The organism is Bacteroides sp. 51, from assembly GCF_010500965.1.
Lineage (GTDB): Bacteria > Bacteroidota > Bacteroidia > Bacteroidales > Bacteroidaceae > Bacteroides.
In genome coordinates this window covers 166,490-183,486 of sequence record NZ_QVMI01000002.1, presented here as the reverse complement: position 1 = coordinate 183,486, position 16,997 = coordinate 166,490, and the positions used below count along the sequence as shown (strand labels likewise).

Sequence of the window (16,997 nt, the reverse complement as noted above, 5' to 3'; positions counted from 1 at the left end):
CTTTGTACCGTTAAAAAGCTTATATATCTGATAATATGATATATACATATCCTGTATCGGAAAATAAGACATGGTTATAAAGGGTTAGTATATACTAACGGATACTACTAAGGCGCTCATAATGAGCGCCTTTTATGTTTCTTCAATTTTCCCCTACAAGTAGACTTTTAGCTTGATTTGTATTTTTTTTCTGCGTTATTTCTCCATCGTCAATTAACGCAAATAAGAGATACCTTTCCCATCTCCCAGAATGTGTTCAAATGGAACGGAGCGGAACGGAGTGGAATGTACTGGAATGCACCGGAATGTAACTAAGATATATTAATTGATAAAATCTTAGGTTATGGGAAGTAATATCCGAATCCAAAAGGTATGCCAACATTGTAGTGGCATTTTTACCGCCAAAAGAACAAACACTATGTATTGTTCACAAAAATGTGCAGCAGCAGCTTACAAGGTGATGAAGAGAACGCAGCACATAAAAGTTGTGGAAGAAGTCGAAGAAAATAAACTTAAGTCACTCTTAACTCCTATTATTAAAGACAAAGACATATTAAGTCTGGAAGAGGCAGCAGAGTATATGGGTATAGGGAAAACCACTGTATATAGGTACTGTATTGCAAAAAAACTAAGGTGTTTAAAAATAAATAGGAGAATTTTCATTCGTAAACAAGACATTCATCTAATGTTTGAAGAAGCACAGGATTATGAGGTAAAACAGCAACCACGCAAGCCAATTACAGAATTTTATACAGCTAATGAAATAGCTGATAAATATAATTTTTGTAAGAGCGCTATTCACCAATATGCAAAATCCAAACGCGTGCCAACGGTAAGCCGAGGTGGAATATATTACTACAGTAAGTCACATATAGATAAGCTATACTCTCTAAAAACACCTGATCCTGAAATAACGGAATGGTACTCTGTAAAAGAAATAATGGAGAAGTACTCTATGACAAAAGCATCCACTTATAGTTTGGTATCTGAGAATGTTGTTCCCAGAAGAAATAACAGTGGTATAATGCTTTATTCAAAAAAGCATATCGATGGTTTATTGAGTAAACGAGATATTTCACAAATTGACCCAGCAAAATGGTATACAGGAGCGCAAATTGTTGAAAAATATAATGTATCAAGAGGATGGGTAGCCAATTTCGTTCACAAAAAAGGAATTACAAAGACAAGGCGTGGCTCAATGGGATATTACCTTAAAGAAGAATTTGATAATGAGTACAAGAAAACGTATCCTCCACAAGAATGGTATTCAGTTGAAGAAATTATGGAAAAATACAATCTTACTCAAGAATCCGTTTACGCATTCATTAGAAGATACTCAATCCCAACAGAAAAAAATGGAGCCAGGATTAAAGTATCTAAAAACCACATAGATAAATATTTCGATTATTCATTTGTTTAAAACAAAATATTATGTCAACGAAAATCACATTAAGAAAAGTAGCAATTTCAAATGGGAGATATTCACTCTACCTCGACTTTTATCCCGCTATCAGAAATCCTAAAACAATGAAAATGGTCTATAAGGAAACTCTGGGCATTTATATTCTTCAAACACCACAAAATGACATAGAGAAAGAATATAATAAAGAAATGTATGCTAAAGCAGAAGCAATCAGAGCTATTCGAATTCAAGCTTGTATCAATGAAGAATTTGGTTTTTTAGATAAAAGCCAACAGAAAGAAGATTTCCTTCGTTTCTTCTTTGACTTATCTATGAAAAAAGGGGAGAAATGGTCAATTGTCTATACCCATTTCAAGAAATTTGTTGCTGGGCATTGTTCATTTGGAGATGTTACTATCGATTTATGCCGTAGATTTAGGACCTATCTATTAAATGCAGAGCAATTAAAAAACAAAGAGAAAAAATTGAAAAAAAACTCTCAAGCCGGATATTACTCTACGTTTATGGCTTGTTTAAAAGTGGCATATCGCGAACGTCTCATAAAGGAGAACGTGAATGATTTCCTAGAGAAAATACCATGTGAGGAAACTAAAAGAGAGTTTCTTACCTTTGAGGAACTCAACAAGCTTGTCGATACACCCTGTGATATACCAGTATTGAAGCGAGCATCACTCTTTGCATGCTTAACTGGCTTACGATTTAGCGACATATTACAACTACAATGGAATCATATTGAAAAAGCAACCGTCGATGGCTATTGGATGAGAATAAGGACGGAAAAGACAGAAACAGAAGCCACCCTACCATTAAGTCCGGAAGCATTGAAATTGTGTGGAGTACCAGATGAGGGATTAGTATTTAAAGGATTCTGTAAATCGATGTTAGGAGGGTCTTTCAAGAAGTGGATCAAAGATGCAGGTATAAACAAGCACATTACCTTTCATTGTTTTCGACACACGTTTGCCACTCTCCAACTGGCTCTTGGTACAGACATCTACACTTTAAAAGAAATGCTAACTCATAAATTTGTTTCTACAACTGAAATCTACACGCATATAATAAATCAGAAAAAAGTAGAATCAGCTAATAAAATAAACATTAAAATAGATACAGAAAATATAGATTGATTAGTTAAAAGTTATAGCACTTATAAACAATTAATATCATATTCCCTATTCTTAAATAAAAGAAATATGATAGATACAAGTAGAATTACTTTTGAAGATTTACCAGAAGCCATTACGCTCATTCTTTCAGAGATGAACACTATAAAAACACTACTCTCAACCATCAAGCAGCCTATCAAACAGGAAAGGAAGCCTATTGGTATAGAAGAAGCGGAGAAAATCATCAAGAAATCCAAGCACACAATTTATAAACTTGTTAGCAAGAAAAAAATACCATGCTATAAAGCTGGAAGAAAAATATATTTCTTTGAGGATGAACTTATTGATTGGATATTAGGTGGTAAATTAGAAACCTATTCAGCCACAATTGCTGAAGTTAGGGCTTCAATTAATAAAAATACTAGAAAGAGAAAATAAATCTATCCTTTTTTCAAAAAAACAGGCAACAGGCCAGACTATAACTGTCATTTTAGAATATTACTTTCTTGATACAATATAGTTATCACAATAGAGTAATTTAGCCATTTTAACCCTCAAATTTAAAATTAAAATGCAAAGATTAGGAATTCTATTCTTCTTAAAAAGAAGAAGAATAAACAAAGATGGCAAATCACCAATTATAATGCGAGTTGCATTAAATGGAGAAAGAACAGAGTTTTCAATTCAACGAAAAATTGATCCGGTTCTATGGAATCAAGATAAAGAGATAGCCATTGGACAAGATAAAGAGTCGTCGGAAATTAATATGTACATCCTGTCCTTACGGGCTAGAATTTACAAAATCCAAAGAGAACTGGAAGACGATAGTAAATATTACAACATCCAATCAATCAGAGAGCAATTGGTTGAATCTCCTAAAATGTTCTTTGAGTTGTTCAAGGAAAACAATGAACGATATGAGAAATTTGCAGGAATCACTATTACCTCCACAACATGGAAACGATATGTTCGTTGTTTAGAATATTTCAAAGAGATGTACATTCCTAAATATAAAAAAGAGGACTTTCCAATATCTGAATTAACGCCATCACTTATTGATGATTTTGAGATATTTCTGAGAACAAAGAAGAAGTGTGAGCACAATACTACCAACAAATATCTGAAGTATGTGAAGAAGATATGTAATCACGCTATTGAGAATGGTTGGTTAAAGAAGAATCCATTTACAGGCCGAAAACTATCGGAAGTTGATGTTGATATTGAATTTTTGACAATAGAAGAAGTCAATACAATCAGAAATAAAAAGATTGAAGTTGAACGCTTGGCACAAGTTAGAGATGTGTTCATTTTTTGCTGCTATACCGGCCTTGCATTCATTGATGTGGCAAACCTGAAAGAAGAGCATATAACAAAAGACAATGCAGGTAATTTATGGATTAGGAATAAGCGGCAAAAGACGGGAATACGTTTTGATGTTCCATTGTTGGATGTTCCACTGCAGTTGCTTGAAAAATACAAGAATAATCCGCTGTGCATTCAAAAAGGCACTCTTTTGCCGGTTATTTCCAATCAACATTTCAATGCCTATTTGAAGGAAATAGCTACGATATGTGGCATTAAAAAGCGGCTCACGACACACATTGGCCGCCATACATTTGCCACTTCAATTACCCTGGCCAATAAGGTTTCAATGGAAAATGTACAGAAAATGTTAGGCCATAGCGACATAAGCATGACACAACATTATGCGAAAGTACTTGACCATTCGATATTAAAGGATATGAATATGGTAAATACACAGTTGAGTCAGGGGTAGCCCTTAAAATGTGAAAAGGTTGCCTACCTCTATTTGAGTGGACAACCTTTCTTATTATCCTCTAATCTACAATCAATAATTACCTATCAAACCTTTACCATATTTCTTCATTTCTTTTGTTTAATAAAACCCGTTGTAGGTTTAAATTTAGCAACACTTTTAGCTTTTATCAAGGTCAGTTCCTTTGTCTTAGGCATCATTACTTTCCTCTCCGGATAATCCTTCACGTAAAAAGTGCCAAACCTGTTTAAGGTAACTTTATCTCCTTTGTTCAAGGCTTCATTTACAGATTCCAATATTGCATTTAAACAAGCTTCCACTTTGGCTTGTGGTATTTGAGTTTTCTCTGATACTGATTTTATTAATATTACCCTGTTCATACTATTAATGAAGTTTTATTCAGATTTCTCCTAATGTCATATTGAGATTCATATATTCAATATAGTTTCATATTACTCATTCAAACAACATCACATTGGTGCTTTTTAAGCAACTTGCCACTTATAAATAATATACCTGCATCAGTTAATCAATTTTTAGAAGCTGTGATATAATCAAAATAATCCACGTCTACATAGCCACCTGTGGACCGTGTAGCATAATTAAATATCGCAAATTTACTGCCCATAAACATGCGTGTGTAATCAAACACCATTTTAACAGGTAAACCAATAGGCATCCATTCATTTCCATCAAGGCTATAAAAGAAGCGGGCATAATCTTGTCCCGGAGTGAAATCGCCTTCTATGCGCAAATAAATAACCTTACTATTAATAGGTATGCGGGCTTGCTCAGTAATCTCTACGCTACTAATAGCATGTTTGGATTCTTCGAATATGCTTTTCTGTTCACTCATCACAAGATATAGTTTCTTTCCGTTCTTTTCAACGGTAAGTACCCCGCTGTCGCCATTGAAAGCGGATAGTCCGGCACGATCACCATCTTTCATACCGCTTAGTGACAGGCTTACGGTACCACTACATTGGGGTCCAACCATACGCTGAGTCAGTGTATTGGGGGCAAGAAACAGATTGTCGACAATACGAGCGGTTTTCAAACGTAAAAATCCCGGGCGTTCGGTAAGACTCCATGCCCGATCTATCGGGTTGTGATTCCATTGCCAATAAAGAGAAAGACGGGAAGCGGCGAAATCGTCCGAACCACAAATGCCATCCATCGGCATATATGACTGAGTGGTATCGTTCGGGATTTTTCCATCCTTATCACCCAGCATAGGCCATCCATCTGCCGTCCATGTACAGGGCATAAGACACGGCACACGTCCTACTCCGCCACGATCTTGAAAGATTAGTCCATACCATTCGCCATCCTTACTATCCACAATGCATCCCTGCCCTACACCGCCATAACCTTCAAACTCGGTTTCCAGAATTACGCGTTTCTCGTAAGGTCCCGTAATATTGTCGGCACGATAGCATACTTCGCGACGCAGGCGACCGGGTATACTCCAGTCCATCGAAATCATTAATAAGTAATACTTGCCATTGTGTTTGATTACAGAACTACCTTCCAAAAGAGCTTGCTCGTCAGCGTCACGTTCAAAAATTTGTTGATCAATACCACCAGGAAGTATATCTGTCAGGTCGGGTTTTAATTCCGTGAGATGTCCTGTGCCATGAAACATATATACACGTCCATCATCATCGAAAAAGAGGGAGCCATCGTGGAAGTGTGGAGGACGTGTGTGTAGTGTCCAAGGCCCTTCCGCTTTTTGGGCTGTATAAACAAACCCTCGGCCGGGAGCTCCGTTAGCACTGAACCATACATAAAACTGATTGTTGTGGTAGCGAATAGACGATGCCCATTGGCCTTGGCCGTAGGCTGTGCCATCGAGTAAATCGTATCTGGGGCCATCGTCTATGCGGGGAAATACATAACTCACAGTTTCCCAATGTTTCATATCTTTTGAACGCATGATTGGTGCTCCCGGCATAAGGTGCATCGTGGTGGATATCATATAGTAATGATCGCCGGCGCGACATACCGACATATCGGGTACATCGGCATAAAGAATGGGGTTGCGATATTGTGCTTCTACTAATAAGGGGAAGAACAATGCGAGGTAAAGACACAGCAAAATGCTTTTCTTGTTTGTTATTGACATAATTGTTTGTTTTATTGGTTTACTTTTTTTAATACCACTGTCATTAATGCCGAACGACTCTTCTTTCTGAATCGTTCGACATGCATCAACTAACCTAATAAAAATACCTGTAAAATTATTCTAAGAACTTCCAATAATCAAAATATAAAAGTTCGCCGATTCCATTTCCTTTGAAAACAAAATACAGATCATGAACGCCGGTAATCTTATCTATATCGGTCGATACCAACTGCCATCTATCACTACCACCAGTACGTGGTACTTTAAGAGTGGTAATTAATTTCCCCTCTTTACTACCAAGACGAACTTCCATGGTTACGTTATTATGTATGGTTCCAACTCTTGCCAGAAACTTGGACGTGCCGGTTTTCCGGAAATCAACATCTCTCACCCGTGTATAACTGTCGTTGCGGGTAGCTTTAATAAATACGCCTACTTCTTTGCTGTACGATGATTTAATGCCTTCCGACCAGGCCATTGTTTCTGCCTCGACCTTAGCATAAGGGTTCAGTGTCTCTGTTCCTCTTATAATCCCTTCTTTATCCGTTTTAAGTTGTGGGATCGAACCATCGACATTGAACTTTATTTCCTGCACGCAAACCGAACGGGTAAAACCACTGCCACCAGGCAATGCACCATCATGATAGAAGAGGTACGTCTTTCCTCTGAAATCAATGATTCCGGGATGATTTGTAAAGCTAGCTCCTTCGGCAGGCATGAACATACCCTTGTTTTTCCATGGGCCTGTAGGTTTATCGCTGGTAGAATAGCCTAAATGTTCTGGCAGTGGCCCGCCAGCCCAAAACAGATAGTATAAATCATTGCGCTTATATAGCCAGGGAGCTTCTTCATAGGAAGTAGCACGTTTCGGGTCACCTTCACGTTTACCAAAGGCTTCTTCGGTCATAGGCAAACGAACGATTTCGCCGCTGTAAGAAATCATATCTTCATTCAGTTTAACATAAAAACAATTGGGGTTTCCCCAATATAAATAGGCTTGTCCGTCATTGTCGATAAATACCGTAGGGTCAATATCTCCCCAATCGGTTTGAACAAGTGCTTTTCCCAAAGGATCGTAAAAAGGGCCGTAAGGGGTATCTGCTACGGCTACACCTACTGCCGGCCTGTTGTTTTCTTTTGAGGTAACCGGTACATACATATAGAACTTCCCATTGCGTTCAATGCATTGAGCAGCCCAGGCATCGCTTGCTGCCCAAGTGAAGGTTTTATAAGACAATGGTGAAGGGTGTTCTGTCCAGTTTATCATATCAGTAGATGTATAGAGTAACCACTCGTTCATGGTAAACCATGTAGAGTTGTCTTCGTCATGACTGGTATAGAGGTACACTTTATCGTTATATACCATTGGTGCCGGGTCGGCGGTATGCTTGGTTTGTATAATTGGGTTTTGAGCCATTACCATCGTTGTGCAACAAAACAGTAAGAGGCAGAATACTTTTTTCACGAGTTTCATTTCTTGATTATTTAAAGGATTAATAATATACAAATTTAGTTTTCAAATACAGGTATATACTCAAACCAATCAAAATCGGCAAAAGAGTTATTTAACGTTTCTGACTGTGCAAAAAGTCCGATATAAACTCCGGTAAATCCTCCTGCGGTTTCGGTACTGATGAAGCGTGTATCTATATCGCCCAACTTTTGAAAAGTTTTATTATCCGTTGAATAGGAATAACTGTACATATCGTTACGCCCATCAACACGTAGGTATACTCGTTTACCTGACAATATAATCTCTTTTTCTATATGCCTCAATGAACCTATATAGTAGGATAAAGAAAGAACAGTCTTATCATCCGTTTGCTTAACTGATAAATCATAACGGTAATTAGAAGCCATATAGGTAGTTAGCCCTGCTTCCGAGTTTTCTTTCAGATTACTAAAATCTAATGCTGTTGTTGCCCGGAAGTTAATGTGTTGCTGTCTGCGACCTACAAATGTGGGTGAATCTGTTTCATCTATTCTAACCGTAGAAGCTTTCAGCCGAAGTGTACCTTTCTTTGCCGTAAGTGAATAGTTATCGCAGTTTGGATTACATAAATAGTTCCATTCGTATCCTAATGCAGATTCGTTGAAATCATCTTTAGCTGGTTTTTGCAGAGTTTTCACTTGCGGCAGCGTAGTACAAGTCATAGATAATGCTACTGTTCCATTGTCATTCACAACGGGCCATGCATCATTGTCCCATCTAACAGGTGCCAGGAATGTTTCACGACCTAACAGATGATGCGTATGCGACTGTGGTCGGAAGCCAAGAAAGACCGTCCACCACGAACCGTCATGTGCCTGAATGAAATCTGCATGTCCCACACCCTGTATAGGATTGAAAGCACCATTCTGGTTGATGTGAGTAAGTATCGGATTAGCAGGGTTCGAATCATACGGTCCGGTTATCGAACGACTACGTGCGATAGTGGCTTTGTGTCCATACTCTGTACCGCCTTCGGCTACCAATAAGTAGTAATATCCGTCTTTTTTATAAATATGAGGGGCTTCGGTATGGCGTGCACCTGTTCCATCCCATATTTTTTGAGTTTCGGTAAGGCGCTGTCCTGTACTGATATCTACTTCACAAATATGAATGCCTCCCATTGCTGTTATGAAATAGGTCTTTCCGTCTTCATCAAAAAAGATATCCGGATCTATACCGCCCATATCCACCCATACAGGATCGGACCAATCTCCAGCCGGATTATCGGTATATACATAGAGATTTCCTTTGTCTGAGGTGTTGGTTGTAACCATATAAAACAGCCCATCGTGATAACGAATAGATGGTGCGTAAATGCCATTCCAAAAACCAATTTTCTCAAGTTTCACTTGCGATGGCCGATCCAATACATAGCCTATGTTCTCCCAATTAATAAGGTCTTTACTATGATGTATAGGGACAGAAGGGAAATATTGAAAACTACTGTTTACAATATAATAATCATCGCCTACTCTGCAAACACTGGGGTCGGGGTAAAAACCTGGAAGTATAGGGTTAGTAAACCCTTGCCCCATACCAACAACAGAGAACGATAAAAGGAAAAGACTTAAGAGTATTTTTGAATAGGTTTTCATACGTATGGTTTTAATAATTATGGTTTTGTTTTCACAAGTCGAACTTTAAAGATTCCGCCTGCAACATTATCATCTTTACTCTTAAAGGTCACTGTAATAGATGTCTTTCCTTTTAATAGACCAGAAGGAATCTTATACTCTACATTTACAAAATCATCCACTTTCCATTTACCTGATATGTTCTCGGTGACTAGTAGCTGCTCATCAATCAGGATATCGAATGTCCTGTTCCCGCTTTCATTTCCCCAATAGCGAAGCATAAGTGATAAATCATTCTGTCCTTTGGTAAGTAGATTATAGCTGAAATAACCATCGTTGCCATGCGCTTCTCTAAAACCCTCTTCAAAAGCATGTCCTGAATTTGAATGAAGACTTTTCATCTGGTGGTCTACTTCAGGCTGTTGTTCGCCGGGAGTAACCATATCCACTGTACGTTCATCCAATATCATTTTCTCTCGTTCTATCAGTGCCATTTTTTTGCTATACTCCTTGTATTCCTGTTCAGTCATCGACATCCAATACATCAAATAACGACTGTCGTGAACACGGAAGAAAGGCTCGAATACCATATTATCGTACGCCCGTTGATTAAATAAGCCGGGGATGGTAAAAGCAAATGATTTACCTTCAACAGGTTTCATATTATCCAACTTAGCCTGAATCTCTTCTCTGCTACCTATGCTAAAAGGAGCTTCTGTTATTGGTAGAAGTTTTCCGGAAGCGATATGCGCCCAACGGTCATCTCCTGCAACTAATCCGCGAAGATCTTCCGTTCCCGTTTTAGCTGCGAGCAGGATTGGTCCACGAAGCACAGAGATATAAGTCGGAACATTCGGCATTTCCTCTATCGTATTTTTCATTGGGGTTTTAATTGTAACCACATCGCCATTATTCCATGTCCTTTCGATTTCAACATAAGACGAAGGCGATGACCCCGTAGCGTAGTTTTCACCGTTACAAATCACTTGCATATCAGACGATACCCACCATGGAAAGCGAACCAGTAGTTTGAACTTAACAGGAGAGTCTACTTTGACGGTCAATGTGCTTCCTTCTTCGTCGGGGAATGCTGTATGCTGTGTTAACACTACTCCTTTATCTTTCCATGTGAGTTCGGACGCGACAAAGAGATTGACGAACAAGGAATCGCCGCTGTGGCTATAAATAAGTTCCCCATATTTTCCATGATTCTCCATACCCGTTCCTACGCAACACCACATGGCTTCATTCGGAGCTGAATACACTCGGTAGTGGCGAGGACGCGCAGAGGTAAAATAAACATAGCCTCCATGTTCCGGATGCTGGGAGGAAAGGATATGATTAAACATGGCTCTTTCGTAAAAATCAATATATTTAGCATCGGGGTTCATCCTGAAAAGTCCTTCGGTCAACTTCAACATATTATTGGTGTTACATGTTTCCGGACCTTCTTTTTCTTCCGTATAGCTACTGCAATCTGCTTTTGTAGGGAAGTGTTCTCTACGGCTATTCCCACCAAATGATAAAGAGCGATTGTTCGCAACTGTTTCCCAGAAAAATTTCGAAGCGGTTATATAGTTGGCATCTCCACTCAATTCTGCTACACGTTGATAACCTACTGCCTTGGGAACTTGTGTGTTGGCGTGCTTATTGTCCAAATTATCTGTTCTCGCTGCCATACTATCAGATATTTCTTTATGCGAGAAACGTTTGGCAGCATTCAAATATTTAATCTGTCCTGTCATTTGGTAAGCATCGGCATATACTTCATTCATTCCGCCAAATTCATTGGCAAGCATGGCTTCCATCTGGTTATCATCTAATGGTTCGATGACGGTCAGGCCCCAGTCGCACAAATCAATAAACATTTGTTTGGCTTCCTTGTTGCCTCCGTATGCCCATGCATCTCTTAAGCCAGCATACGTTTTATGCAAATTGTACCAGGGAACCCAATAATCCCAAACTATTTGCGGATGGCCATTCTTGATTTCCGTCCAGATCTTTTCGCCGTGCGGTACTCCACCAACATAACCATTTCCATGTGCTTGCTGACAACGTTTCAGTTCTGAAATAAAATATTCCATACGCTGTTTGCATTCTTTGTTGCCCGTAGCCGCATAATGAATGGCTAATGCCGAAAGATAATGTCCTCCAACATGCCCGTCCAGGTCTACCCAATTGGGGAAACTCTCACCTTTGGGTTTCAGTCCGGCCTCTTTCAAAAACGGGGCTAGCAAGCGGTCTGTTTCGTATTGAAGCAATACGTGGGTATTCAGGTCGGTGGCATGCTTAAGGGGGCCATCCAATAGCTTCACATCACTTAAAGAGAATGTGTTTGAATATAAAGGTTCTTCCGAATGCGTAGTACACCCGATCAACAATAGATTTAGTAGTATAATAATTAATATTCTCATTTTTTTCTTTTTTATTTGAATGATCAATAATAGAACTGGAATAGCTCGTAAGAGGTAGAGGCTACATTAGCCCAAAATGGTTTATCGCTCATAGCATACCCCATACCTTCCGAGCAACAGGAAGCGTAAGCCTTGTGATATATTCCATTACGTTTGTAATTTCATGACCCTTACTGATAGTTGGCAGTAGTTGTATAATTATTCATCTAGGCAAACTGCCACGAAGAGAGTGTTAACAGGTTATCGCCCTGTCCTCTAAAAACCAAATACAAATCACGAATGCCTACCGCATTCGATACCAGACATGATTTTTCTACCAACTGTTGTTTACCGCCCGTATTATTTACATCGATGGTTCCAATCACCTGGCCTTGCGGATCGACTGTAGGAATAACCTGTTTAATTGTTCCATCAGCATTAAATGGGTATTCACAAGCGACACTCACATTTATTCATCGCAATAATTCACTTTCATTAGTATTAAATTTAAAGATTAAACATTATTTCTTAGTTGTATATATTTCTATAGTGGTTACTTTGTCTTTATGCGTAAAATTGTATATGAGAATGGCGGAAACGCATAATTAAAGTTCTTGCCAAACTTATTATAAACACTTTCTTTCGGATAGATTTTTTGAGGTTCTTCAAACGAGTTTTCTTCTTCGCCATTTGTGGCGGACAAAGATATTACCTTGCCTTCTTTCTCTACATGCGATACGCCATCCAACTTAATTGTGGTAGAATAAGGTGTAGCTTCTGCATTAACAACTTTGAGAATTAATTCATGGGTTGCTTCATCATACCCCGACGAGATAAATTGCAGTGGAGTGGATTCAGGTACATGGCTCAATATATATTCGCCATCCATATACAATTCACTTTTTTGAGGCGTTACTACAAGTTTTATTTCATACCATTTGTCTGTTTCAATGGTTTGAGGCACGCTTACGCTTGCTACACCTGCATTTCTACCTCCGGATACTTGTTCAACCGCAGTTGTTTGGTTGGTCCATCCGGCAATATTATAGACAAAGCCCTTGTTTCCATCCTCTGTTAATCCGATATAGATAAAGAAACCTTCATTACCACTTGTTCTACGAGCTTTACATGTAAGTGTAAATTGATTACTATTAAAGCCATCAATAATATACTGGGTTGCCGATTGTGAAGAGGTCTGACTCAACACTTCATCTTTGATATCCCAAGTTCCTCTATTCTCGGACGAACTGGAAATAGTAAGTTTCTGCTTCACTCCATCTTCTTTTATTACGTATATATCTTTAAACTCCACCTGTGTTTCCCAGGATCCTAATCCTACTTTTCCATTTATATATTCCATCGGCTGTGGTGTACTCATTGTCATATTGCTTGCCACATTGTACGTAGGCCGGTGCTCTGCTGCCATCTTCTGGACATAATATGAACTGCGGCCAACAACCTGATCCGTATCTAGCCAAATCAAATTTACAGCCCAACTACGATCGTTTCTATTTTCCAACAGCGGAGCATAAGAGGTCATTTTTACCAAATCTCCGTTCCGTTCCATGCCGGTAATAAAAGCAGCTTCAGAAAGTGCAGCTAGCATATTGCCGGCACCCACACCACTATTGCAAGCATATTCGCCTACATACACATCATACTTCCCACGGGGATGATTATCAAAGATTGTGCTATTCTGGAAAAAGAAGTTAGGAGCCACATACCAATGTGGGTCTACCATATCGGTTTTCGCAATTTTACCCGTTCTTTCTAAACCGTGATTGGAGATCAACACCAACTCGGGATATTTTTCTTTAATAGCAGCATAGAAGATATCAAACCGTTTATCGTACTCATCTCCCCAATTCTCATTCCCTATTTCTACATACTTTAGCGGGAAGGGGTCAGGGTGTCCATGTTCCACACGTTTAGCTCCCCATTCGGTAGTCGTATCTCCTAATGCGTATTCTATAGCATCCATACAATCGTCCAAGTAATAAGCAATCTGATTATCCGGTGAGGCATCACCCATACAGAACTGACACCCTAAGCCAACATTACAAACATACATAGCGTCAGCATTGATATCTTCGCAAAATTGCAGCATTTCATAATAGCCAAAACCATACGAACAGCGATATCCCCAAGTGCTGTATTCACCGGAACGTGCCGCAGGGTCACCTAGCGTTTTCTTCCACTCAAAACGATTATTGAGCGTAATACCCTCTACTACACAACCTCCCGGCCAGCGTACAAAAGCGGGTAACAAATCTACCAAAGCATTAGCAACATCGTTTCGCAAACCATTCGGCCGATTATTAAACGTCTTTTCAGGAAAAAGAGATATATAATCCAAATAGACTGTGCCTGTTGTGTTAAATTCCAAAGCTAGTTTTCCTTTTGCATCGGTTGCCGAAGAGGTAATAAGTTGGCTAATATCGTACCATGAATTACTTTGAGGCATTTGTATGGTGGTTGAAGTCAGTACTTTATCATCTTCCGATAGCAAATGTGCGGTAATCTGTCCTTTATAATCAGCATCAGAACGAATAATGGTACGCAGAAAATAATTCTCTCCTTCTACCAGATTCATACCCCAATATCCTTCGTTTATAAGCCAAACAGGATGAGAGGCATTCTTTATGGTAACTTTCAGGTTATTCGGAGCAGACGAGTATTTAGGTCTTTCTTTTGTTAGTTTCATTTCGGCAGCTGAACCTTCTCTTGTTTTCAGGCTCCATCCCGGAACCACTTCTGTAGTCCACCGGTAGTGCTCCGATTTTATTTCGCCGGTTAAATGATTATGAACTTTCTTCGGATAAAGCGTATTGCCTTCGGTATAATATCCTTCCGGCATTTCAAGTTCTTCAAAGCTACGGTTTTTAACAAGTTCCGCATACAATCCGCCGTCGCCGGCATGATTGATTTCTTCAAAAAAAATTCCATACATGGAAGGAGCGACTTCGGCACCTATTTTCTGTAAATCAATTATAATTTTGCCCTGCGGACTTATTGTCTTATCACATGCACAAAGTAATAAAGCAAAGACGATAGAATATAGAAGACGATATTTCATTATATGTGGTATTGGTTTTGTAGATTTGTTGAACAAAAATAGGACGCAACACCTTTTCCCGTTTTATATATTAGATATTCCGTTTTTGATTTTGAGTATTTATAAAAGCATTAGAACAAAAGTTATCGGATATATATTTAGTGTTTCAATTTTCAGGTATTAGATTTTAAAGATTAGATATTCTATTATTCATTTCGTTTTCGTCAATAAAACAGTTATCAATTACCTTAGCGAAAGCACTGATTTCAAATCACTTTACCATATTTTGCTTTCCTTTAAATATATCAGAGAGAGGTAATAAAGAAGAAAAAGACCGTAACGTTGAAGTTCGGTCTTTTTCTTTAAAAAGAGTTCGAGACTCTTTTTCTACAAATAAAAACTAACCTGAAAACAATCAATTCATAGCATTACCTTTCAAATTCGGGTTATTACTTAATTCCTCTTCTGGGAAAGGATAATACATTGCCTTCTCGCTCCACCCCAATGCTTTTATCGAATCGAGCCATTTGGCATCTGCCATTCCCCAGCGAAGCAAGTCAAAATAACGAACATATTCACCACAGAGTTCAACAAAGCGCTCATGAACAATGATATTCTTTATACTATTCATTGCAACACCGTTAATCACCTTGCCGCTAGCTAGCAATTCATCTACATTAGGAATATAGCCCGGTGCATTCTGATACCATAAGTGGGGTTGCTCCGAGGGAACTATCTTATTGGCACGATCGCGTACTTGTTGAATGTAATACTTAGGCCCTTCCTGATCTGTAATAACTTTGTTGTCGTTGCCTGCTTCGCTCAAACATTCGGCATACATCAATAGTACATCCGAATAACGTACCAAACGGGTATTTATTTCATTGTCTATATCGGAAATCTGATAGTCGGGACATTCCTTACGGGTTCCGTAAAGATGTTTGTCCGAAGACAAGTTATTGATCATATAATCCCAGTCGGCTACATTTCCAGTCAACTCTGTATAATAAGCACCACCCGGGCACCACATGGTCATGAACTTACGTGGGTCACCGTCTTCAAATTCATCAAAGGTCCGCTGGTTAGGTGCCAGATTCCACCAGGAACCTCCCGTACCGTCGGGTACACCGATCTCCTGCCATCTCCATGAATCCGAACGGTCGCCTCCCATCCAGTCAGGACCATTAAACATTTGGATTTCGAAAACAGATTCAGCATTATTCTCGTGCACGGTTCCCCACATAGAATTTTCACGAAAATTGTCCATTAATTGATATTCTCCGCTATCAATTACCTTTTTCAGTTCAATTTGCGCCTTGCCAAATTCGGCAGCCTGACCACGCTCCAAAATAGGGCGGTACAAATAGGCTTTAGCCAAATATGCTTGAGCAGCCCCCTTTGTGGCGCGGCCTTTATTCGCTGCATCGGCATAGAGTACACTTCTCAAGGGCAATAACTCTGCCGCTTTCGAAAAATCTGAAATGATCAATGCATAAATCTGTCCATTTTCCGAATTGCCGGGATAATAAAGCGATGCATCGGATATAGGCTCATCCCAGTATGGAATGGTTTCGCCGAACAGCTGTACCAAATGCATATAATTCAATGCTCTAAGGAAATAGGCTTCGCCCAACAAGCGGTCTTTCTTACCACTGTCAATTATTCCTTCAAAATTGGTTATCTTCTGAATAGCCAGGTTGGCAGCAAATACACCATTGTAAAAGTCCATCCATGCACTTTTTAACAAACCTTCATTTGCCGGAGTAGTATAGGTGTCCTGATACAAGTTAGACCACTTGAATGTTTTATCAAAATCGTCTCCCGGAGCCAATAAGTTATAATACATCGCACGCGCGTATCCACCCTGGTTGTGCCCGATCAAGGATTCGTATGCGGGAATAACTGCGGCCTCAAGCTGTGCTTCGGTGGTATAGTAAGTATCATCCGAGAGTTGTTTCGGATTGTCCAGGTCCATATCAGGCATGCATCCGCTAACCATAATTATAGCAGAAAGTGCAACGCTAAAGCGTGAAATATTTCTTAGTGTCATAT

The 16,997-nt window shown here is 39.2% G+C and carries 12 protein-coding genes; 4 read left to right on the top strand and 8 right to left on the bottom strand.

What is annotated here, in order from left to right; all coding sequences use genetic code 11:
• The first annotated feature begins 343 nt into the window (after nt 1-343).
• The 4 genes from D0T87_RS02710 to D0T87_RS02695 all read left to right on the top strand — a co-directional run bounded on the left by D0T87_RS02710 (nt 344) and on the right by D0T87_RS02695 (nt 4,306).
• Nucleotides 344-1,420 (top strand): helix-turn-helix domain-containing protein, encoded by a 1,077-nt coding sequence (locus tag D0T87_RS02710; RefSeq protein WP_163172592.1) that lies wholly within the window; start codon nt 344-346, stop codon nt 1,418-1,420.
• Between the two features lie 11 nt (nt 1,421-1,431).
• Entirely contained in the window at nt 1,432-2,550 is a 1,119-nt protein-coding gene (locus D0T87_RS02705; RefSeq protein ID WP_163172590.1) for a site-specific integrase, read from the top strand.
• Nucleotides 2,551-2,616: 66 nt separating this feature from the next.
• Nucleotides 2,617-2,967 (top strand): helix-turn-helix domain-containing protein, encoded by a 351-nt coding sequence (locus D0T87_RS02700; RefSeq protein WP_163172588.1) that lies wholly within the window; start codon nt 2,617-2,619, stop codon nt 2,965-2,967.
• A 133-nt stretch (nt 2,968-3,100) separates the two neighbouring features.
• The gene (locus tag D0T87_RS02695; protein ID WP_163172586.1) at nt 3,101-4,306 is read left to right on the top strand and encodes a site-specific integrase; all 1,206 of its coding nucleotides are present in this window, start codon (nt 3,101-3,103) and stop codon (nt 4,304-4,306) included.
• Nucleotides 4,307-4,413: 107 nt separating this feature from the next.
• Here D0T87_RS02695 and D0T87_RS02690 read toward each other — a convergent pair whose 3' ends face one another.
• From D0T87_RS02690 to D0T87_RS02655, 8 genes are all read right to left on the bottom strand, one after another.
• Nucleotides 4,414-4,686, bottom strand: a complete 273-nt coding sequence (locus D0T87_RS02690) for an HU family DNA-binding protein (protein WP_163172584.1) — start codon at nt 4,684-4,686, stop codon at nt 4,414-4,416.
• 149 nt (nt 4,687-4,835) lie between these two features.
• The gene (locus tag D0T87_RS02685) at nt 4,836-6,431 is read right to left on the bottom strand and encodes a glycoside hydrolase 43 family protein (protein ID WP_163172582.1); all 1,596 of its coding nucleotides are present in this window, start codon (nt 6,429-6,431) and stop codon (nt 4,836-4,838) included.
• A 115-nt stretch (nt 6,432-6,546) separates the two neighbouring features.
• Entirely contained in the window at nt 6,547-7,905 is a 1,359-nt protein-coding gene (locus tag D0T87_RS02680) for a glycoside hydrolase family 43 protein (RefSeq protein WP_239063435.1), read from the bottom strand.
• Nucleotides 7,906-7,940: 35 nt separating this feature from the next.
• Entirely contained in the window at nt 7,941-9,518 is a 1,578-nt protein-coding gene (locus D0T87_RS02675; RefSeq protein ID WP_203558592.1) for a glycoside hydrolase family 43 protein, read from the bottom strand.
• A gap of 17 nt (nt 9,519-9,535) precedes the next feature.
• Nucleotides 9,536-11,911 carry a beta-L-arabinofuranosidase domain-containing protein gene (locus D0T87_RS02670; RefSeq protein WP_163172580.1) on the bottom strand — a complete coding sequence of 792 codons (2,376 nt, stop codon included), beginning with the start codon at nt 11,909-11,911 and terminating at the stop codon, nt 9,536-9,538.
• A 206-nt stretch (nt 11,912-12,117) separates the two neighbouring features.
• Entirely contained in the window at nt 12,118-12,357 is a 240-nt protein-coding gene (locus D0T87_RS02665) for a carbohydrate-binding protein (protein WP_370526810.1), read from the bottom strand.
• Nucleotides 12,358-12,443: 86 nt separating this feature from the next.
• A complete protein-coding gene (locus D0T87_RS02660) occupies nt 12,444-14,966 on the bottom strand; it encodes an alpha-L-arabinofuranosidase C-terminal domain-containing protein (protein WP_163172578.1) in 2,523 nt (840 codons plus the stop codon).
• A 394-nt stretch (nt 14,967-15,360) separates the two neighbouring features.
• Nucleotides 15,361-16,995, bottom strand: coding sequence for a RagB/SusD family nutrient uptake outer membrane protein (locus D0T87_RS02655; protein ID WP_163172576.1), 1,635 nt, complete (start codon nt 16,993-16,995; stop codon nt 15,361-15,363).
• Between the last annotated feature and the right edge of the window lie 2 nt (nt 16,996-16,997).